Raw genomic sequence first — 17,895 nt, forward strand, 5'->3', positions numbered from 1 at the left:
TCCACCCGTGACGACGCACGCCCCGCGTTTACTTGAGGCCGAAATCGACGCGCGTCGCCGCACCTTTGTCCTTGATGCCATCCGCGTTCAGTTTCGGTGCGACGATGAACACGCGGCTGCTGTCGATCTTGCCATCGAGATACTGCTGCACGCTCTGCGCGCGCCGTTGCGCGAGTTCGCGCAGGCTGCCTTCGTCGATGGGCGCGTTGGCGGCGAGAGCGTTCTTCATGTCGTCGTCGGGTACGCTTTTGGTCAGGCCGACGATATTGCGCGGCTTCTTGAAATCCGCCGACTTGTAAGCCTGCGTCAGATACTTGTCGTATTCCTTCGGATCGACACTCACGGTCGACAGGTCCACGCTTGCGCCATTTCCCACCACGTCCTTGATCTTCTGCTGCTTGACGAGGCGCTCCACGTAGGCGGTGCGCAACGCGGGCTCGTCCACGGCGGGATCGACGCGGCCTGTCAGGTCCATACGGACCGACTTCTTGTCAGCGAGGGCCTTGACGATCGTGTCGAGCTTTTTCGTGTCGGCGTCGGTGAGGGTCGCCGAGCCCGGTTCGAACTCGACGTAGCCCAATTCCTCCGCATTGCCGCCAAAAGCGTTGGCGATCAGCGAGAACGGCGCAGTGACGGCCTTTTCCAGCAGGTTGAGCACGGCATGCCAGATCAAACCGCCAATGCTGAATTCGGGATTCGACAGCGAACCCGACACCGGCAGATTCACGTCGATTTCTCCACGCGAGTTCTTCAGCAGCGAAATGGCGAGACGCACCGGCAGTTTCGTCGCCGTCGTGTTGTCGACGTGATCGCCGAACGTAAGCTGGTCGATGAAAAGATGATTGTTCGCATTGAGCTGATCGTTAGCGAGCTGGTAATGCAGATCGACGTTCAGCTTGCCCTTCGTGATCGGATAGCCCGCGTATTTCGCGGAATATGGCGTGAGATTGGTCAGTTCGATATCGTGCGCGCTCGCGGTCAGGTCGAGCGCGGGTTTCGCAATCAGCGGATTCACGGTGCCGCGGATCGACAACGGACCATTCGCGGCCAGCTTCGCGGCAATGTCCACCGGCGCCGATGTAGTGGACTGCGTACCGAACGCACCGACGGTCCCCTGAATATTGACGAGGTTCGCCGTGAAGTTCGGCTTGATGAAGTTATCCGTGTACGTTACGCGGCCCTGTTGCAGCACGAGCTGGCCGAAGTGCAGCTTCACGGGACTTTGCGGCGGCGTAGCGGCCGTGACCGTTGCCGGCGCGGAGGCCGCGGAGGCAGGGGCAGGAGCCGCAGGCACAGCCGCCGTCGACGCCGGCTGCGGCGTCAACGGCACGGGGTCGCCGCCGCTCTTGTCGCGCGTGAGCGACTTCGACGCTCCGCTTTCGTGCGCCACGACATCGTTCAGGTTGAGCTTGCCCTGCGCGTCGAGCAAGACGCGCCCATAGAATTTCGTAAACGTGACGCGCGCTGCGTCGACAACGGCGCCATGCTCGTCGTAATCCGCTTTCAGATTGGACAGCGCGAGCGAGCCCCACCCTGCAAACGGATCGGAAGTTGCCTTGTCGAGCATCCGAACATCGACGAGCGCAAGGTCGCCTTGATAATTCGCTTTGAGCGCTTTGGCTTGCGTCAGCGACAGATCGCCGCTCGCGTTGAGCAGTGCGCTCGCAATCTGCGCATTGAGCTTGTTGCCAAAATACGGCTCGAATGCCGCCGCGTCGAGCCGGTTCGCGTTCACCTTGACCGCCACCTTGAGCGGCGTGGCGGTGACGTCGCCGTTGATGCCGAGCGTGCCTTTACCGTTCAACGTTGCCTGCAGATCGACGGGCAGCGGTCGGCTCAGATCGTCGCTGATCTGCTGCACCTTCAGTTGCAGCGGCGTGATGCTCAGCTTGACCGACTGCGGCGTCGTGTTGTCGATGAAATTCGCCGTCGCGTCTTTCAGCGTCAGCTCGCCGATCCTGTAGTGCCATGCCGGCCCTTCCACCTGCGCTTTCTTCACCGCGTGAACCGCCGTGCGTTGCTGCGCGACTTCATGGGGACCGGCGAGCGACGCCAGATTGATGCTGCCGTCTTTCAGCCGCGCGACATCGAGCGCAAGACCGGTTGTGTCGACGCTCGTCACCTCGGCTACGCGCGCGGCCACGTCCACGTGCCTGACCACGACACGCCCTTGTGCGAGCGAGACCAGCGGAATGCTGTTGCCCCGCGCCGCCAGCTTGAGCGATTGCAGGTCGAGTTGCGTGTCGTCGACCATCACGGCCACCGGCGACTTCGACCAGTTCGCGCCGACATTCGTCGTGGCCGACAACGCGCCGTCCGTGACTTGCGCTGCGGTTGCGGTGTCGATATACGGCTGGATCAGCGGCAACTTCAACGACTTCAGATCGAGCTTTGCGTTTGCGGTTTTCGCGGCGAGTCCGAACGCGCCCGCTGCGCCGAGCGAGCCCCCACCGTCCTTGAACTCGGTGCTGAGCGTGTAATGCGCGGGGGCCGGGGCGAGCGTCGAAAAGTCGGTGAGCGTGACGGCGAGCTTTTGCAGACCGACGTCCACGGGACGCGATGCAGCGTCGTCATGAATATTCACCGTGCCGTCGTTCAGCGCGAAATGTTTGATCGACAGATCGAGCGGCGGCGCCGCGTTTTGCGTAGCGCTCGCGCCCGACGCTTCAGCGGGCGCACTGGCTGCGTTGGCCTGCGTCTGCGTTGGCGTTGACGCGGAGGCAGGCGCGGCTGCAAGCGCGGCTGCAAGCGCGGTTTCAGACGCGGCTACAGACGCTTTAGCTGCGGCAGACGTCCTTGCAGGCGCCGGCGCGAACATGCGCTCGACGCTCAACACGCCGTCCCGGTCACGCGAGAGCGCGGCAGTCGGCGCGTCGATGCGGATGTCGTCGAAGTGATACAGGCTCTTCAGCGGATCGAGCGTTGCGGCGGCCACGTGCACTGCGTGCGCCGCGAAGAACGGCGCCTTGGCCTGATCGCGCACGTCCACGTCGTTCATATCGACGGTGCCGGTCACGCGCAGCGAAGGCGCGTCGTTCGACATCACGAAGTTGAGCTTCAGATCGGTGGAGAGCTTGCCGGACTGCACGAGGACCGGCAGCTTGGTCGGCACGTAGGACACGAGACGCGGCACGTCGAGCCCGTCGAAACGCAGCGATATCTCCGACTCCCGCGACGCCGCGAAAGGCTTGGTCTTGCCGTCGATCGCAAGCGGACTGCCGTCGATGCGCGCGCGCAGCAGCGGCTCCACGAAGATGTCGGTTTTCGACGGCAGCGTGGCGATAAACGGAATGCCCAGCTTCCATTGATCGATCACGTGCGTGGCGCCGAGCAGCTTGTCGTCGAACGTGATCTTGCCGTTTTCGAGGCGTATGTTCGACACGGAAAACAGTGTGGGTTTGTTATCGGTTTTCGCCGAGGGCTTCGAGAACTTCTCGATCAGATCCGTGAAATTGAAGCGCCCCGCGTCGTCACGGACAAGATGAAAACGCGGTGAATCGAGCTGCACTTCATCGACGATCGGCGCGGCGCGAAACAATGAACTCCACGAAGGCTGCACGATGATCCGCGAAATATCCACGAAATCGCCCGCGCCGCCGCGCTCGCCGATATGCACACGGTCGGCTTCCAGTCTGAGCGTATAAGGATTGAGCGCAATGCGGCCGATGCTGGCCGGACGATCGAGTTGCCTGCTGAGTTGCTGTTCCGCGATGTGGCGGATCAGCGGCGGCGCCGCGAAAAATCCCAGCAGCCCGAACAAAACGATGAAGATCAGCAGACCAATGATGACGCGCCGGGTATGGCGTGACTGCGCAACGTCGCGCACGGTCTGCATGGAAGATGCGAATGTTGCTTTGTTGAGGCTTGCCATGCTCGGTTGTGGATAGTGCGGCGGCAAGCCCGCCGCGAAAACGAAAATCCCGCAACTGGCAGTATAAGTGGTGAATCTCGGGTAGTTGGAAAATGTAAGCCGTGCTTTACATTTTCGACCGCACACAAGGCTGCGCGTCCGGGCGTTGAGGGCGGCGGACGCGTGTTGGGCAGACCATCGGACCGACAGGGTCTGTCACGTCATTGACGCACGACTGCGGGCGGCTGCCAGGTGCCGTCGGTTGCCTGAGGTTTCGGCGCGTACAAACGCAGCACGAGTTGCAGATCGGCGCGCGGCGCCGGCAACCAGTTGCCGCCTCTGCCGCGCGTGGATGAAACCGTCACGTCGAGCGAACCATCGCGATTGCGGCGCGCGCCATTGCGGTCGCCCACCGCGAGACGCGCAGGCGCGCTGTCGCCGAGCGCGCCGTCTTTCGTGTATGCGGTGATCGACCAGAAACCGCGCACCGGCGGCAGTTCGTTCGGCGCGAAGTGAATGACGTAGCGATTGGCGCCATTGAGCGGATGACCGTCGCTATCCTGCGTGACGATTGCGCGCACTTCGTCGTCCTTCGTGCCGATGCCCGGCTGGGTAAATGCCGCATAAGCACGCATCGCGTAATCGGGACCGTAATTGCCGACGCCTTCGCCAAACCAGCTCCACCCATTCGCGCTCAACAGATTCGGCGGTGGCGTGGCGACGCGCTCATGGCCGTCGGCCAGACCGGCGGCGATCGCCTCGGGAGCGTTCGGCAGCTTCACGGGCTCGCCGGGCGTGACGCCCAGATCGGCTAAAAACTTCAATGCGTGCGGATCGGCCGGTGTCGGCGGATTGTCGGGCAGCGCCTGCGCGAGCCGCGTGAAAAACGCATTGGCGTCGAGCGCGGCCACCTGTGCGGCCGGCGTGGCCGAAGCGGATGAATTGACATCGGCGCCGCCGCGCGGCAGTGCGGCCAGTGCATTGCGCGTGCCGCCGACATAGACACTCAACGGCGCAACGCGAATGCCCCGTTGCAATCTGCGGACTGCCGCGAGGTCACGTCCGCGATTCGACTGGATGCGAACGCTCACCCACGCGTCGTGCGTCGGCACGTCGACGCGTGTCACGCCACTGGGAAGATCGCCCTGCCAGCCGGGTCCGACGAACGCGATGTTTTGCGCCTTGATGCCTGCCGCATGCGCGCCGAATTGCGAACTGGTCGACCAGACCACGTTCGTCCACATGTCGAGCACGCGGGCGTCGACATAACGGCCATGCGAATCGGGCAGCGAGAGGACTACCGGCTCGCTTCCGACATCCAGCCAGCCGGTCGAATCCAGCGTGTCGAGACTGGGACGCTGCGGGTAGGCCGCGCCAATTGGCGGCAACGCTTGCGCGTGACGCAGCGTGTTGACGGGCGCCTGCCCCGGATCGCTGCCGACGGCCGCATCGCGCGCGACACCCATCAGCACGAGCGGATAGCCGAACACGTAAGAATCGGCGACTTCGTCCTTGATCCAGCCGGTGGTTTTCTGCGTCGCGGACGGCGACGACGCGCAACCGGCCAGAAAGGCGAGGCCCGCGAACGATGCGCAGGTCCAGTGAAGCGAGAACAGTACTCGGCGATTTTTTATCATTCGTTCAGGTGGCGGAACGTGTGGTCCTGGGGATGTGCCGGCGCGTGGCGAAACCTGCCTGCATGGTTTGCCTGAACCACGCGCAGCCAGTCCAGGGCTCGCGTTGCCGGCAACACCGCGTTGTATCGTATCCTTGCTAACCAGGCAAGCGCAAACGCAGGAATCACGCCTGTAAAGGTGGAGAGGCGCACACTTGTGCGACGGCCGGGGATTTTTGACGAAGCACGAACCCTCGGCATGTGCCTGCCCGGCTGCCGACGAACTTGTCATTCAGACGGTTCTTGACCTTCCCATTATGGGAAGGTCAATACTGGCTCGATACTGCGGCTCGATGCCGCCCGGAGCTCTGCCCACCATGACTGAACTCGCAAACCCGCGGCGTCCCGCCGACACCGCCCATCCAGCCGACCGCATCACCAGCCTCGACATTGGCGGCATGACATGCGCGTCATGCGCGATGCGGGTCGAAAAGGCGCTCGCCAGGGTGCCGGGCGTCGCCCGCGCGTCCGTCAACCTGGCGACCGAACAGGCGCAGGTGGACAGCGACGCCAGTGTCGGCGCGGACGCGCTCGTCGATGCCGTGCGCCGAGCCGGCTATGAAGCGACGCCCGTCGCGCCCGTCGCGCCCACTGCTCAAGACCAGCGCGTCCCGGCGAATGCGGCTTCGCAGGTCGCCGAGCTGGCGATTGGCGGGATGACGTGCGCGTCGTGCGCAATGCGCGTCGAAAAGGCGCTCGCCAAAGTGCCGGGCGTGCAGAGTGCGTCCGTGAATCTGGCGACCGAAACCGCGACCGTCGATCTGAGCGATACGTCGTCGGATGTCAACACGCTGATTGCCGCCGTCAAAAAAGCGGGCTACGAAGCGACGCTGATTGCGCCGCCCGACGACACACCATCCGAACACGAGACGGCCGGCGTCCACGTCAGCGCCGCCGCCATCACTCCAGCTGAGCGCAAGCGCATCGAAGCGCGTCGCGAACTCGCTGCCGTGCTCGCATCCGCTGCGCTGACGTTGCCGCTCGTCGTGCCGATGGTCGGCGAATGGTTCGGCATTCACGCGATGCTGCCGCCGTGGTTGCATTTCGGCCTTGCGTCCATCGTGCAGTTCGTGTTCGGCGCGCGCTTCTATCGCGCGGCGTGGCGCGCCGTGCGCGCCGGCGCGGGCAACATGGATCTGCTGGTCGCGCTCGGCACATCGGCGGCCTATGGCGTCAGTGTCTACGAGCTGGCGGCTCACCCCGGCGACACGATGCACCTGTACTTCGAGGCATCGGCGGTCGTCATCACGCTGGTGCGTTTCGGCAAGTGGCTCGAAGCGCGCGCGAAGCGCCAGACGACCGACGCGATCCGCGCACTCAATGCGCTGCGGCCCGAACGCGCCCGCATCCGCGCGGGCACCGCGGAACGCGATGTGCCGCTCGCGCAAGTGCGTGTCGGCACTGTCGTGATCGTGCGCCCAGGCGAACGCGTGCCCATCGATGGCACGGTGCTCGAAGGCAACACGCATATCGACGAATCGCTGATTACCGGCGAAAGCCTGCCGGTGCCGAAGCAGCCGGCCGATCCCGTCACCGCCGGTTCGATCAACGGCGAAGGCGCGATCGCGGTGACGACCACCGCCGTCGGCGCCGAGACGACGCTCGCTCGCATCATCCGTCTCGTGGAAAGCGCGCAGGCCGGGAAAGCGCCGATCCAGCGCCTCGTCGATCGCGTCAGCGAGATTTTCGTGCCGGCGATACTGGCTATCGGAGCGCTCACGCTGGCCGGCTGGCTGATCGCGGGCGCGGGCGGCGAAACGGCGATCCTGAATGCGGTCGCGGTGCTCGTCATCGCATGCCCGTGCGCGCTCGGCCTCGCGACACCGGCCGCCATCATGGCCGGCACTGGCGTGGCCGCGCGGCAAGGCGTGCTGATCAAGGACGCCGAGGCGCTGGAAACCGCGCATCGGGTGAATGTCGTCGCGTTCGACAAGACCGGCACTTTGACGCTCGGCCAGCCGTCGGTCACGGCGTTCGAGCCGCTTGACGGCATGGACCGCGCCGAGGCGCTCGCGCTTGCCGCCGCCGTGCAACGGCAGAGCGATCACCCGCTGGCCCGCGCAGTGGTGAACGCGTACGAAGCCTCGGCGGACGCTGAGCGCATTGCATCCGGAGCGGACGCGGCAGCGACGGGAACGACGCCGTCTGCGGGATCCGCAGCGAGCGTGGCGATCGCCACAAGCGCGGAGGCGACCGTGGCGGAACCCGCGGCAACGCCCGCAACATCCATCGCGACGCCCCCCGTTGCGACGGGCGGCGCGAAAGCCACCGCCACCGCCACCGGCGCGCGCGCAGTCGCTGGACGCGGCGTGGAAGCCGACGTCGGCGGCCGTTCGCTGGCGCTTGGCAGCACGCGCTGGCTGGACGAACTCGGCATCGAACTGCCGCCGCAAGCGCGCGCTCGCGCCGAGGCACTTGAAGCGTCGGGCAATACCGTGTCGTGGCTGATGGAACGCGCTTCACAGACGCCTCGCGCGCTCGCGCTGATTGCCTTCGGCGACACGCTCAAACCGACCGCACGCGCCGCGATCCAGCGGCTCAAAGACATGGGCATCCGCAGCGTGCTAGTCACCGGTGACAACGAGGGCAGCGCGGCCAGCGTCGCAAAGGCACTCGGCATCGACGAATACCACGCGGGCGTCTTGCCCGACGGCAAAGCGCGCGTGATTCACGACCTGAAGATTTGCAGTGCGGGCATCGTTGCAATGGCGGGCGACGGCATCAACGACGCGCCCGCACTCGCCGCCGCCGACATCGGCATAGCCATGGCCACGGGCACCGACGTCGCGATGCACGCCGCCGGCATCACGTTGATGCGCGGCGATCCCGCACTGGTCGCCGACGCGATCGATATTTCGCGCAAAACGTGGCGCAAAATCCGGCAAAATCTGTTCTGGGCATTCATCTACAACCTGATTGGGGTGCCGCTCGCCGCGTTTGGCCTGCTCAATCCAATGCTCGCCGGCGCGGCAATGGCGTTCTCGAGCGTGAGCGTCGTGACCAATGCGCTGCTGCTCCGCACGTGGCGCGCAGCGGCGGATCAGGCGGCCAGTCAGCCAGCACGTCCGGCAGCACATCACCCAACGCAGCCGCCGGCGCAGAAGCCGGCGCGGCGTTAGCCCGAGCAAAGCGCCGGCACGTCACCTTACAACACGCTTTCCAAAACCCTAAAGAATTCGCCTGACGCTGCCGTAAACATGCAATCAAGGCTGACCATGCCTGCATGGCCGGCGCACCGCTCGACTCCTCTTCATTGCATTTGCCCATGGAATTCCCTTCTCTGCGCCGCGCCAGCGTAGGCGCACGGCTTGCCGTGCTGTCCTGCGTGCTGGTCGCGCTGATTTTCTCCGCTTTCGCCTGGGCGCTCGCGCGCACTGCCGGCGGGCAGGTCAGCGAACAGGTCCTCGACCGTATCGCCGATCGCGACCGCTCCATCTCCGCCATGATCACGCTGTTCGACAAGGCACTTTCGGCCGAAGTGGACCGTTCCATGTCGCTCTTCGCGAGTTTCCTGCCCGACGGCTACAGCCTCGACGACACGCAGACAATCGACATCAGCGGCTCCGCGACGCCCGCCATCAAAGCCGGCGACAAAGTGCTGAACATGGACTTCACGATTCCCGATCAATTTCTCGAACGCAGCGGCGCGGTCGCCACCGTGTTCGCACGCACCGGCGACGATTTCGTCCGCGTGACGACGTCGCTGAAAAAGCAGGACGGCTCACGCGCTATCGGCACGCTGCTCGACCGCCATGCGCCGGCTTACGCGTCGATCATCGCGAACCGCTCTTACACCGGGCTTGCCACGCTATTCGGCAAGCGGTTGATCACGCAATACCGTCCGATGACCGACGCAAGCGGCCGCGTGATCGGCGCGCTGTTCGTCGGCGTGAACGTGGACAAGGAAATCCAGTCGGTGGAGGACGGGATTCGCAGTCTGAAGATCGGCGATAGCGGTTACTACTTCGTGCTCGACGCGTCGAACGGCGCGGACCGCGGCAAGCTGATCGTGCATCCAGCGGCAGCCGGCCAGAGCGCCGACGATGCGAACGCACCCTATCGGCATATGCTCGACATGAAAGAGGGTCAACTCGAATTCAGGTCGGCCGACGCGACGCTGGGCGAGCATCAGGCACGCGATAAGTTCGTCTCCTTCGTGACCGTCCCGGAGTGGCACTGGCTCGTGGGCGGCGTCGCGCCGCGCGACGAAGTGATGGCCGACATCATTTCCACGCGCAACTGGTTCCTCGCGCTCGGCTTCGTGCTGGTCGGCGTATTCGCCGTGGTCTTCCTGATCGCGGTGCGGCGTCTCGTGAGTCGTCCGCTCGACGAAGCCGCCAGGGCGTCGGAACGCTTTGCATCGGGTGATCTGAGTGTGCGCGTCGCGCAGCAAGCAGCCGGTTCGAGCGGACGCCACGCACGCGCCGATGAAATTGGCCGCCTGATGCAGTCGATCGACGGCATCGGCGAAGGTCTCGCGCGCATCGTTTCTCAGGTGCGCAACGCGTCGGCGGATATGTCGCACGGCACCGAGCAAATCGCCGCGGGCAGCGGCAACATTGCCGCGCGCATCGTGACGCAGGCGAGCAGTCTCGAAGAAACCGCGGCGAGCATGGAACAGATCACCTCGACCGTGCAGCAGAATGCCGACCACGCGGCGCAAGCCAACACGCTCGTCACGACCGCTGCGGACGCCGCGCTAGAAGGAGGACGGGCGGTGGAGCGCGTCGTGTCGACCATGGGCGAGATCAGCCGCTCGTCGCAAAAGATCGCTGAAATTACGAGCGTCATCGAAGGCATCGCGTTTCAGACGAACATCCTCGCGCTGAACGCGGCTGTCGAAGCGGCCCGCGCGGGCGAACACGGCAAGGGATTCGCGGTGGTGGCGTCGGAAGTGCGCGCACTGGCGCAGCGCAGCGCGGCGTCGGTCAAGGAGATCGAGGCGCTGATCGCGGAGTCTTCAGCGACGGTGCAAAGCGGGCTGCACATCGCCGAAGAAGCGAGTTCGACGATGCAAGGCATCGTCCAGCAGGTCGGCCAGGTGCGCGCGATCATGGGCGAAATCAGTGTGGCGTCGCGCGAGCAGTCGGGCGGCATCGAGCAGGTGAATATCGCGGTTTCGCAAATCGGCGAGGCAACCCAGCAGAATGCGACGATCGTCGGCGAAGCGGAACTCGCGGCAGCCGGGTTGCGCGATCAGGCTGCGCGGCTTGCGCAACTGGTCAGTGTGTTCAAACTCGAACCCGAGCACGGCTGATCGGTCGGCAAGCGCGCGGCTTCGACGAAAATGCGGCGGCTGTTTTGTGGCGTTCGGTTGGTGGCGTCCGCTTGGTGGCGTCTGTTTCGCAACGTTCGTTTTCGCCGCGCCGCTCCTCGTCAACGGGAACGCGTGTCGCGCGTGTCAGAATTCTGCGTCGAGTTCGTCGATCTCTTCCACTTCCTGTTGCGCGCCCGCAATCCACTCCTGCATTTCCGGCAAGCCCATGATCTGCTGGCCGTAATCGACGATCTCCGGATCGAGCTTCACGTCGTACGTCACGAAGCGGGTCACCACCGGCGCATACATGGCGTCCGCCGCGGTGCGCTCGCCGAACAGAAACGGTCCTCCATACTGTTTCAGGCATTCGCCCCAGATCGTGACGATCCGCTCAATATCGGACTGCGCGCGCGCCCACACCTTGAAGCCCGGGAAATGCGCCTTCAGATTCATTGGCAGCGCCGAGCGTAACGAACCGAAGCCCGAGTGCATCTCGCCGCAGATCGAACGGCAATGCGCGCGTGCGCGAACGTCGTTGGGCAACAACGCCGCTTCCGGTCGGAGTTCGTTCAGATATTCGGCGATGGCGAGCGTGTCCCAGACCTTGATGCCGTCGTGAACGAGGCAGGGCACCAGAATCGATGGCGACAGCAACAGCAGTTCGGCACGGGCCGCAGGGTCGTCGATCGACACCACGATCTCTTCGAAAGGCAGTCCGCTGAACCGGGCAAGCAGCCAGCCGCGCAGCGACCAGGACGAATAATTCTTGCTGCTGATAGTGAGCGTGGTATTCGCCATATGAATCATCTCCCGAGGTGGCGTTCGGCTGGCGGCCGATGACTGCATGCACGATGCCGTGCGCCGGCGCACCAAAGCACGGCATTTCCCGCCTGCCTCAATGGGATGCGCAAATGCTATGCCAATGCGCGGCCGGCACCCTGCGGTCCACGTGCCCGATTGGCACATGACTTGCCTTAATCTGTGCTTCCCCCTTTGGCATTCGTGCAAGGGTTATGAACCTGTTCGCATATCCTACCTACGAGGCTTTCGCTGCTGCGATGCTGCCGATGCGGCACAGCGCGGCACTGATGACCCATGCGCTCGACGCGTGGCCAGCGTTCGGCGAATCTGCGCAAGGGCGCTCGCTTCGCGCTGGTTGCGAACTCCTGACACTCGCCGGGCTGACTTCCGTGCGGCCGCCGTTTGACATCGACCGTGTGACGGCGGAAGGCCGGCAGGTTCGCATCGTCGAGGAAATCGCCGCGCACACCCCATTCTGTTCGCTGGTCCATTTCCGTAAGGACACCCATCTTTCGCATACGCAGCCACGCGTTCTGGTGATTGCGCCCATGTCCGGGCACTTTGCCACGCTGTTGCGCGGCACGGTGCGCACGATGCTCGCCGACCACGACGTCTACATCACCGACTGGCACAACCCGCGCGACGTGCCGTTAAGCCACGGCCGCTTTGGCTTCACCGAATTCGTGCAGCACGTGATCCAGTTCACGGAGACGATCGGACCCGCCACCCATCTGGTGGCGGTATGTCAGCCGACCGTCGCGGCGCTGGCCGCGGTCGCCACGATGGCCGCCGACGACCACCCCGCGCAACCCGCGAGCATGACTTTGATGGCGGGCCCGATCGATACGCGGATCAATCCGACACGCGTGAACGCGCTCGCGAAGGGCAAGCCGCTGGAATGGTTCGAACGCAATCTGATCAGCGCCGTGCCGTTCGGCTTTGCGGGCGCGCAGCGGCGCGTGTATCCCGGCTTCGTGCAATTGACCGCTTTCATGGCGATGAATCTGAACCGTCACCTCGATTCGTTCGAGACCATGTACTACGAGCGCGCCAAGGGCGATCCGGCCAAAGCTGACACGATTCACCGGTTTTACGAAGAATATTTCGCGACGATGGATCTTACGGCCGATTTCTATCTGGAAACCGTGGACACGGTTTTTCAGCGGCATGCGCTGCCGCTGCATGAACTCGAGGTGGAGGGGCGTCTCGTCGAGCCCTCGAAAATTCGCCGCACCGCCCTGCTTACCGTAGAAGGCGAAAAGGACGATATCTGCGCCGTCGGTCAGACGCTCGCCGCACAGGATCTGTGCGACAAACTTCGGCCCTATCTGAAGACGCATCATGTGCAGACCGGCGTGGGGCACTACGGCGTTTTCAACGGGCACCGCTGGGAGCGGCATATCTACCCGCGCGTGCGCGCTGTGATTTACGACAATGAACCGCGCGCGGTGCTGCTCAGTTCAAGCGCGCGGACCATTCAACCCGTACCGGCTGCAAAGGCGGCTGAAGTGAGTGCGGCTGCGCCGGTGGCGGCAGCCGTGGTGGATATGGAAGTCAGCGCTGACGGTGCAGCCAATACCAATGCAGCGGAAGACGGACGGGAGATTGAGCCTTAACCTAGGCCGCAACGCTCTTCCAGGGCGTGACACTGGGCACGTCGCACGGCCCTTCCACCTCTATCGATTTAAAATCCGCCGGGGACACTATTTCGATGTACTCCATATCTTCCGAGTAGTCGAACAGATAATGAACGATGCCCGGTGCCTGGTGAACGCAATCCCCGGCCGCGACCAGCGTTTCCTTGTCGCCGTACATGAAGCGCGCCCAGCCCTTCAACATGATCACAATATGAAAGTCGGCCTCATGACGGTGCCATCCGGTGCCTTGCTCTGGTGCGTGATTCGCCTTCACGAGTTGCGCGAGCACCTTGCCGCCGGTCGCCTGCGCAATGCCCAGATCGCGGTAGAGAAAAAAGTCGCGTAACCCCTGATCCACGTAGGACGTGTCTTGCGGGCGGACGTGGCTGAATTGCGTGGCGAATTCGGTGGACATGATCGCGCTCCTCGTGATGAGCCGGCAGTTGAAAACGACGCGTGCTAGCGTCGGTTGCAAGCATCAAGCGGGCCAATCGTTCAGCGCGAAGCAGCCGGCATCAGGATGTCGGCCGGAACATCTGGAACATGTCGCCGATCTGCGCGTAGTCGGCCCGATAGCCCGCGCGCATGACTGGCTGCGCGGCGTGCGTGTCGAACAGACCGTCCTTTAAATACGCCTCGTTGATATGCACGCCCACCACCTGGCCGAGCGACAGGTAATTGTCCATTGGCTTGCCGTCCAGCGAATGAAGGCGTATGACCTGCAGCAGCTTGCATTCGAGCGCGGCCGGCGATTCCGCTACATGCGGCACGGCTACGTTGCGGCCTGGCGCAGGGGTCAATCCGGCAAGTTCGAATTCGTCGACGTGCGGCCCGACTGGCGCCGACGAGCGGTTCATCTGTTCCGCGAGCGGCTTGCTGGAGAGATTCCACACGAATTCGCCGGTGGCTTCGATGTTCGAGATGCTGTCTTTGCGGCCCTCGCTGCTAAAGCCGATGATTGCCGGAAAGGTGGCGAACGCGCCGAAAAAACTGTAGGGCGCCAGGTTCAGCGTGCCGTCGGCGGCGCGCGAAGAAATCCAGCCGATCAGCCGTGGCGCGACGATCGCCTTGAACGGATCGTGCGGGAGGCCGTGGCCAATGGCGGGATCGTAGAAGTAGTGGGACATGATGGGTTTGCTCGGGAATGAATTTAAGGCGGAGTTGAATCCGGGAGCTGCACCTGGAGAAAGATCACCCGCGGCTGATCACGCGCTTGCGGCCTTCCTTGACGCGCGCCAGGTGCGCGTCGTCCCAATCGTAAAATCCTGCGCCGCTTCGCACGCCGACCCGGCCGGCTTGCACCTGCTCACGCAGCAATTGCAGCACGTCTTCGTCTTTTGCCAGTTCGGGCATCAGGTGCGAGGCGATGTCGAGAAACGTATCGAGCCCGCCCATGTCCGCGCCTTCGAACGGGCCAACGATGCCCCACCGGCGTCCGAGCGACGCTTTCATCACCCGATCGACCTCGTCAGGCGTCGCAGCTTTCGAACGCACGATGTTGAGCGCCTCGCGCAGCACCGCGAATTGCAGCCGATTGCCGATGAAGCCCGGAATCGCTTTTTCCAGCACCACCGGCTCCATGCCGATCGCGCTCATCAGCGCGGCGGTTTGCTGGGTCACTTGCGGCGCGGTGGCGGTGCCCGGCACGACTTCGACAAGCGGAATCATGTGCGGCGGATTCCAGAAATGCGCGATGAGAAAGCGCTCCCTGGCACGCAACGGCACGGCCAGTTGGTCAGGCGGAAAGCCGCTGGTGTTGCTCGCGAGAATGGCGTCATCGGCCAGCAACCCGGTCAGCGAAGCGTACAGGCGGTGCTTCAGGTCGAGCACTTCGGGAATTGCCTCGATGACGAGTTGCGCGGACGCCATCACGTCGAGCTGCGCGTGCGTTTCGATGCACGCGAGCGCTGCCTGTTTCGCGGCCGCGTCGATGCGACCGGCGTCGATCAATTCATCGAGCACCGCTTCGGCTTTCGGCGCGACGCTTGCGAGCCGCGCGGGATCGACGTCGTGAACGATCGTCCTGTGCCCATGCAACGCGCTTTGCGTTGCAATGCCCACGCCCATCAGCCCGGTTCCTACTACGCCAATCACTGCCTTGTCCACGCCGCTCTCCGCTACCGTCGATGAAAGTTTTCTAGCATAGCGCAGCGCGCCCGAACGCAAGGCCAAACGAAGCAAAGCCGGCCTTCCTTACGGAAGAGCCGGCTTGGCGGGCACTGCAACGGTCACGGCGCGCCGCATGATTGCGGCGCTCAGGCGTGACTGGATCAATAGTGCTGCGGACGAGGGTCGTCGTGATGGTGCGGATCGTAGTCGTGCGGATGATGACGCATCCAGTCGTCATGAGCCCAGTAGCGATGTCCGTCGTAGTAACGATCGCCGTGCCACCCGATGTTGATCGACACACCGACCGGCGTCATGTGCGGCTGGCCGTAGACTGCCGGGCCGGGGCCATTTTGGACCACCACCCGCTCCTGAGCAAAAGCACTGCCGGCTGCAAGCAGCGCACCACCTGCCACCAGAGTTGCAAGAAGCGTACGCGACGTCTTGTTAAAGGTTTTCATTGTGAACCTCCCATCAAAGTTGATATCGAGCCAGCGTCCGTGTTCGGTATCTGCCAAGCCCTTTAATGGACTCGAACCGGACGCCGTTCGCTTGAGAAAAACTTTAACGTCGCAAACTGCGCGAAGACGTGAGCACTTGTAAGCTCGTATTTCAGAGATAGGGTCTGATGAGAGAGGCCGCGTGTGCGGTTGAGCGCCCTCTGCCGAAGCGCCCGGCGTAGGCGACGCGTCCGCCAGCCTGACGGATTGTCAGGCTCCGTTACATTCATTTCGGGGAAGAAATATTGGAACGCGTGGCGGGCGGTGGGCGCACATCAAGATGCACTGCAGATGCATTGCCCCTTCACGAGCAGTTGTGTCCGCACCCGCGTGATGACGCATACGTCTTCGTAGCGGCTGCCGACATCCCAATCACGGGAGTCGATCGGAAAAACAAAAGCCACCGGTCGCGTTTTCGCGAACAGTGGCTCGAGTGAAGCGATGCGCACCCAAAGTGCGCGCCCGTGCGCGGTGTCGGCGCTCAGGGCAATACGACTCCTGGTCTTAGTCGCTCAGCTTGACGCCGAACAACGTGCCTTGCGAGCGGCGGATACGTTCCGCTTCGCGACTACGCGCTGCGTACGAGTAATCCGAATCCAGCGGCAGATGGGGCGACGCAAAGAGGTCGCTGACCTTTTGAAACAGTGCAAAAATGAAGCTCATGGCGACTCCCGGTTGTGACTACGTTAGCTAGGGTTTTCCCTTAAGAAAGATTATAGGGTTTTCCCTAGCCAAAATCTAGTGCAATGCAGCAATTTCTGAGGTGTGGCCTGTCGCCGCAGGTCTTTTCTACATGGTGCGTCGCGTCATGACAACGACCCTAAAATCGCGAGGTTGGATCTTGGACGGCGCAGCATCGGCAACGCAGCGTCGGGCGCAGATGAACGCGTTCGTTAAGCGCGAACAGGCGATCAGCAAAACTGCGGGCGCGGTTGGAAAGAGGTCACGTCTGGGCAAGCCAGATTGCGACAATGGCCGGTCGTGTCTTTGATTAGCGGATGAGTGCTCGACGTGCATGCTCGCCGTCGGCGTGAAGCGTAGCGTAGGGTCGGCAAATCGCGGCAATGTCCCTGAGGCCGCCCCATGGCATCACTCCCTGCAAGTGCGCGGCTCGCCCGTCCGCGCCGCCCTGCTTTTCATATTGCTCGCAACGCTAGCGTCCGCGGCGCTTTCCGGACGTGACACGCCGAAGCCATGGACACCGCTTTCGCGCACTCAGCTCGTCGCATCGTCGTCGCGAAACTCCTTTACGCCAGGCAGTTGGCGCAGACGCGAGCAGATCGCCGCGTATTCAGGCGTCGATACGCGGTGCAGCGTGATCAGCACCTCGTCGCACTCGGGCGCGTCGTCACTTTGCTGCATCACGAACTGTTTGACGCGTGGGCTCGCGGCGCCGAGTTCTTCGTGCAGCGAATGAAATGTCAGCGTGCCGCGCTCGACGATCATCGTCATCTGACGCCGCTGTTTGACCTTGATGAAGCGTCGCTCGAGCGGCTTGATGCCGGCGAGGATGACCAGAATGATGAGGGTCGCCGCGATCGACGCCGTGTACAGTCCTCCGCCAACCGCCAGCCCGATCGCGGCGACCGACCACAAGCTCGCCGCCGTGGTCAATCCGCGCACGATCTCGCCGCGCAGCAGAATGGAGCCCGCACCAAGGAACCCGATGCCCGACACGACCTGGGCGGCCATCCGCGACGGATCGAGCACGACGTGGTCGGTGGTCAGCACTTCGGCGAAGCCATAGGCCGAGACGATCATGATGAGCGCCGAGCCCACGCAGACGAGCATGTGCGTGCGCAAGCCCGCGGCCCATGAAAGCCGTTCGCGCTCGAAGCCAATCACGCTGCCCAGCGCCGCTGCAATGAACAGGCGGGAAACGAGTTCCAGATTTCCCAACATTATTTTTCCTCCTGGTCTGAAATATTTTGAAGTGCTCCTCGCCGCGACGCGCAGTGTCAGCGGCACCCGTTTGCTTTATCCTAGGCCGCACGCCGCGAGCCCGGGGGCGCTACGTCACGAGGACACGGTTAATGCGCAGGAGGTCGTCAGACGTGCGGCCCGCGTAT

12 protein-coding genes are annotated in these 17,895 nt (G+C 63.5%); 3 read left to right on the forward strand and 9 right to left on the reverse strand.

Translation table 11 applies throughout. The features are described from left to right. Positions 1-28: 28 nt before the first annotated feature. Both AAGS40_RS24310 and AAGS40_RS24315 read right to left on the reverse strand, forming a co-directional pair. Positions 29-3,871, reverse strand: coding sequence for a DUF748 domain-containing protein (locus tag AAGS40_RS24310; RefSeq protein ID WP_345815565.1), 3,843 nt, complete (start codon positions 3,869-3,871; stop codon positions 29-31). Positions 3,872-4,071: 200 nt separating this feature from the next. Continuing rightward, on the reverse strand, positions 4,072-5,487 hold the full coding sequence (locus AAGS40_RS24315) for a DUF1254 domain-containing protein (protein ID WP_345815566.1): 1,416 nt from the start codon (positions 5,485-5,487) through the stop codon (positions 4,072-4,074). Positions 5,488-5,842: 355 nt separating this feature from the next. Here AAGS40_RS24315 and AAGS40_RS24320 point away from each other — a divergent pair, with 355 nt between their 5' ends. Together AAGS40_RS24320 and AAGS40_RS24325 are read left to right on the forward strand one after the other, a co-directional pair. Further along, a complete protein-coding gene (locus AAGS40_RS24320; protein ID WP_345815567.1) occupies positions 5,843-8,644 on the forward strand; it encodes a heavy metal translocating P-type ATPase in 2,802 nt (933 codons plus the stop codon). Between the two features lie 146 nt (positions 8,645-8,790). Beyond that, positions 8,791-10,782 (forward strand): Cache 3/Cache 2 fusion domain-containing protein, encoded by a 1,992-nt coding sequence (locus AAGS40_RS24325; protein WP_345815568.1) that lies wholly within the window; start codon positions 8,791-8,793, stop codon positions 10,780-10,782. Between the two features lie 144 nt (positions 10,783-10,926). Here the strand turns inward: AAGS40_RS24325 and AAGS40_RS24330 are convergent, their stop codons facing one another. Further along, a complete protein-coding gene (locus AAGS40_RS24330; protein ID WP_345815569.1) occupies positions 10,927-11,580 on the reverse strand; it encodes a glutathione S-transferase family protein in 654 nt (217 codons plus the stop codon). A 215-nt stretch (positions 11,581-11,795) separates the two neighbouring features. On the opposite strand from AAGS40_RS24330, the gene phaZ reads away from it, so the two are divergent. After that, complete coding sequence (phaZ, locus tag AAGS40_RS24335) at positions 11,796-13,199, forward strand: polyhydroxyalkanoate depolymerase (protein ID WP_345815570.1); 1,404 nt, start codon at positions 11,796-11,798, stop codon at positions 13,197-13,199. A gap of 1 nt (position 13,200) precedes the next feature. Here the strand turns inward: phaZ and AAGS40_RS24340 are convergent, their stop codons facing one another. From AAGS40_RS24340 to AAGS40_RS24365, 6 genes are all read right to left on the reverse strand, one after another. Further along, a complete protein-coding gene (locus AAGS40_RS24340; RefSeq protein ID WP_345815571.1) occupies positions 13,201-13,635 on the reverse strand; it encodes a cupin domain-containing protein in 435 nt (144 codons plus the stop codon). A gap of 100 nt (positions 13,636-13,735) precedes the next feature. Next, complete coding sequence (locus AAGS40_RS24345; protein WP_345815572.1) at positions 13,736-14,347, reverse strand: flavin reductase family protein; 612 nt, start codon at positions 14,345-14,347, stop codon at positions 13,736-13,738. 64 nt (positions 14,348-14,411) lie between these two features. Beyond that, positions 14,412-15,287: a 3-hydroxyacyl-CoA dehydrogenase family protein gene (locus AAGS40_RS24350; RefSeq protein WP_345816559.1), complete on the reverse strand. Its 876-nt coding sequence runs from the start codon at positions 15,285-15,287 to the stop codon at positions 14,412-14,414. A 203-nt stretch (positions 15,288-15,490) separates the two neighbouring features. Continuing rightward, a complete protein-coding gene (locus tag AAGS40_RS24355) occupies positions 15,491-15,787 on the reverse strand; it encodes a hypothetical protein (RefSeq protein WP_345815573.1) in 297 nt (98 codons plus the stop codon). 543 nt (positions 15,788-16,330) lie between these two features. Next, a complete protein-coding gene (locus tag AAGS40_RS24360) occupies positions 16,331-16,489 on the reverse strand; it encodes a hypothetical protein (RefSeq protein ID WP_345815574.1) in 159 nt (52 codons plus the stop codon). A 552-nt stretch (positions 16,490-17,041) separates the two neighbouring features. After that, positions 17,042-17,728 (reverse strand): MgtC/SapB family protein, encoded by a 687-nt coding sequence (locus AAGS40_RS24365; protein WP_345815575.1) that lies wholly within the window; start codon positions 17,726-17,728, stop codon positions 17,042-17,044. Positions 17,729-17,895: the final 167 nt, after the last annotated feature.

The sequence above is a fragment of the Paraburkholderia sp. PREW-6R genome, from assembly GCF_039621805.1.
In the GTDB taxonomy this organism is placed as follows: domain Bacteria; phylum Pseudomonadota; class Gammaproteobacteria; order Burkholderiales; family Burkholderiaceae; genus Paraburkholderia.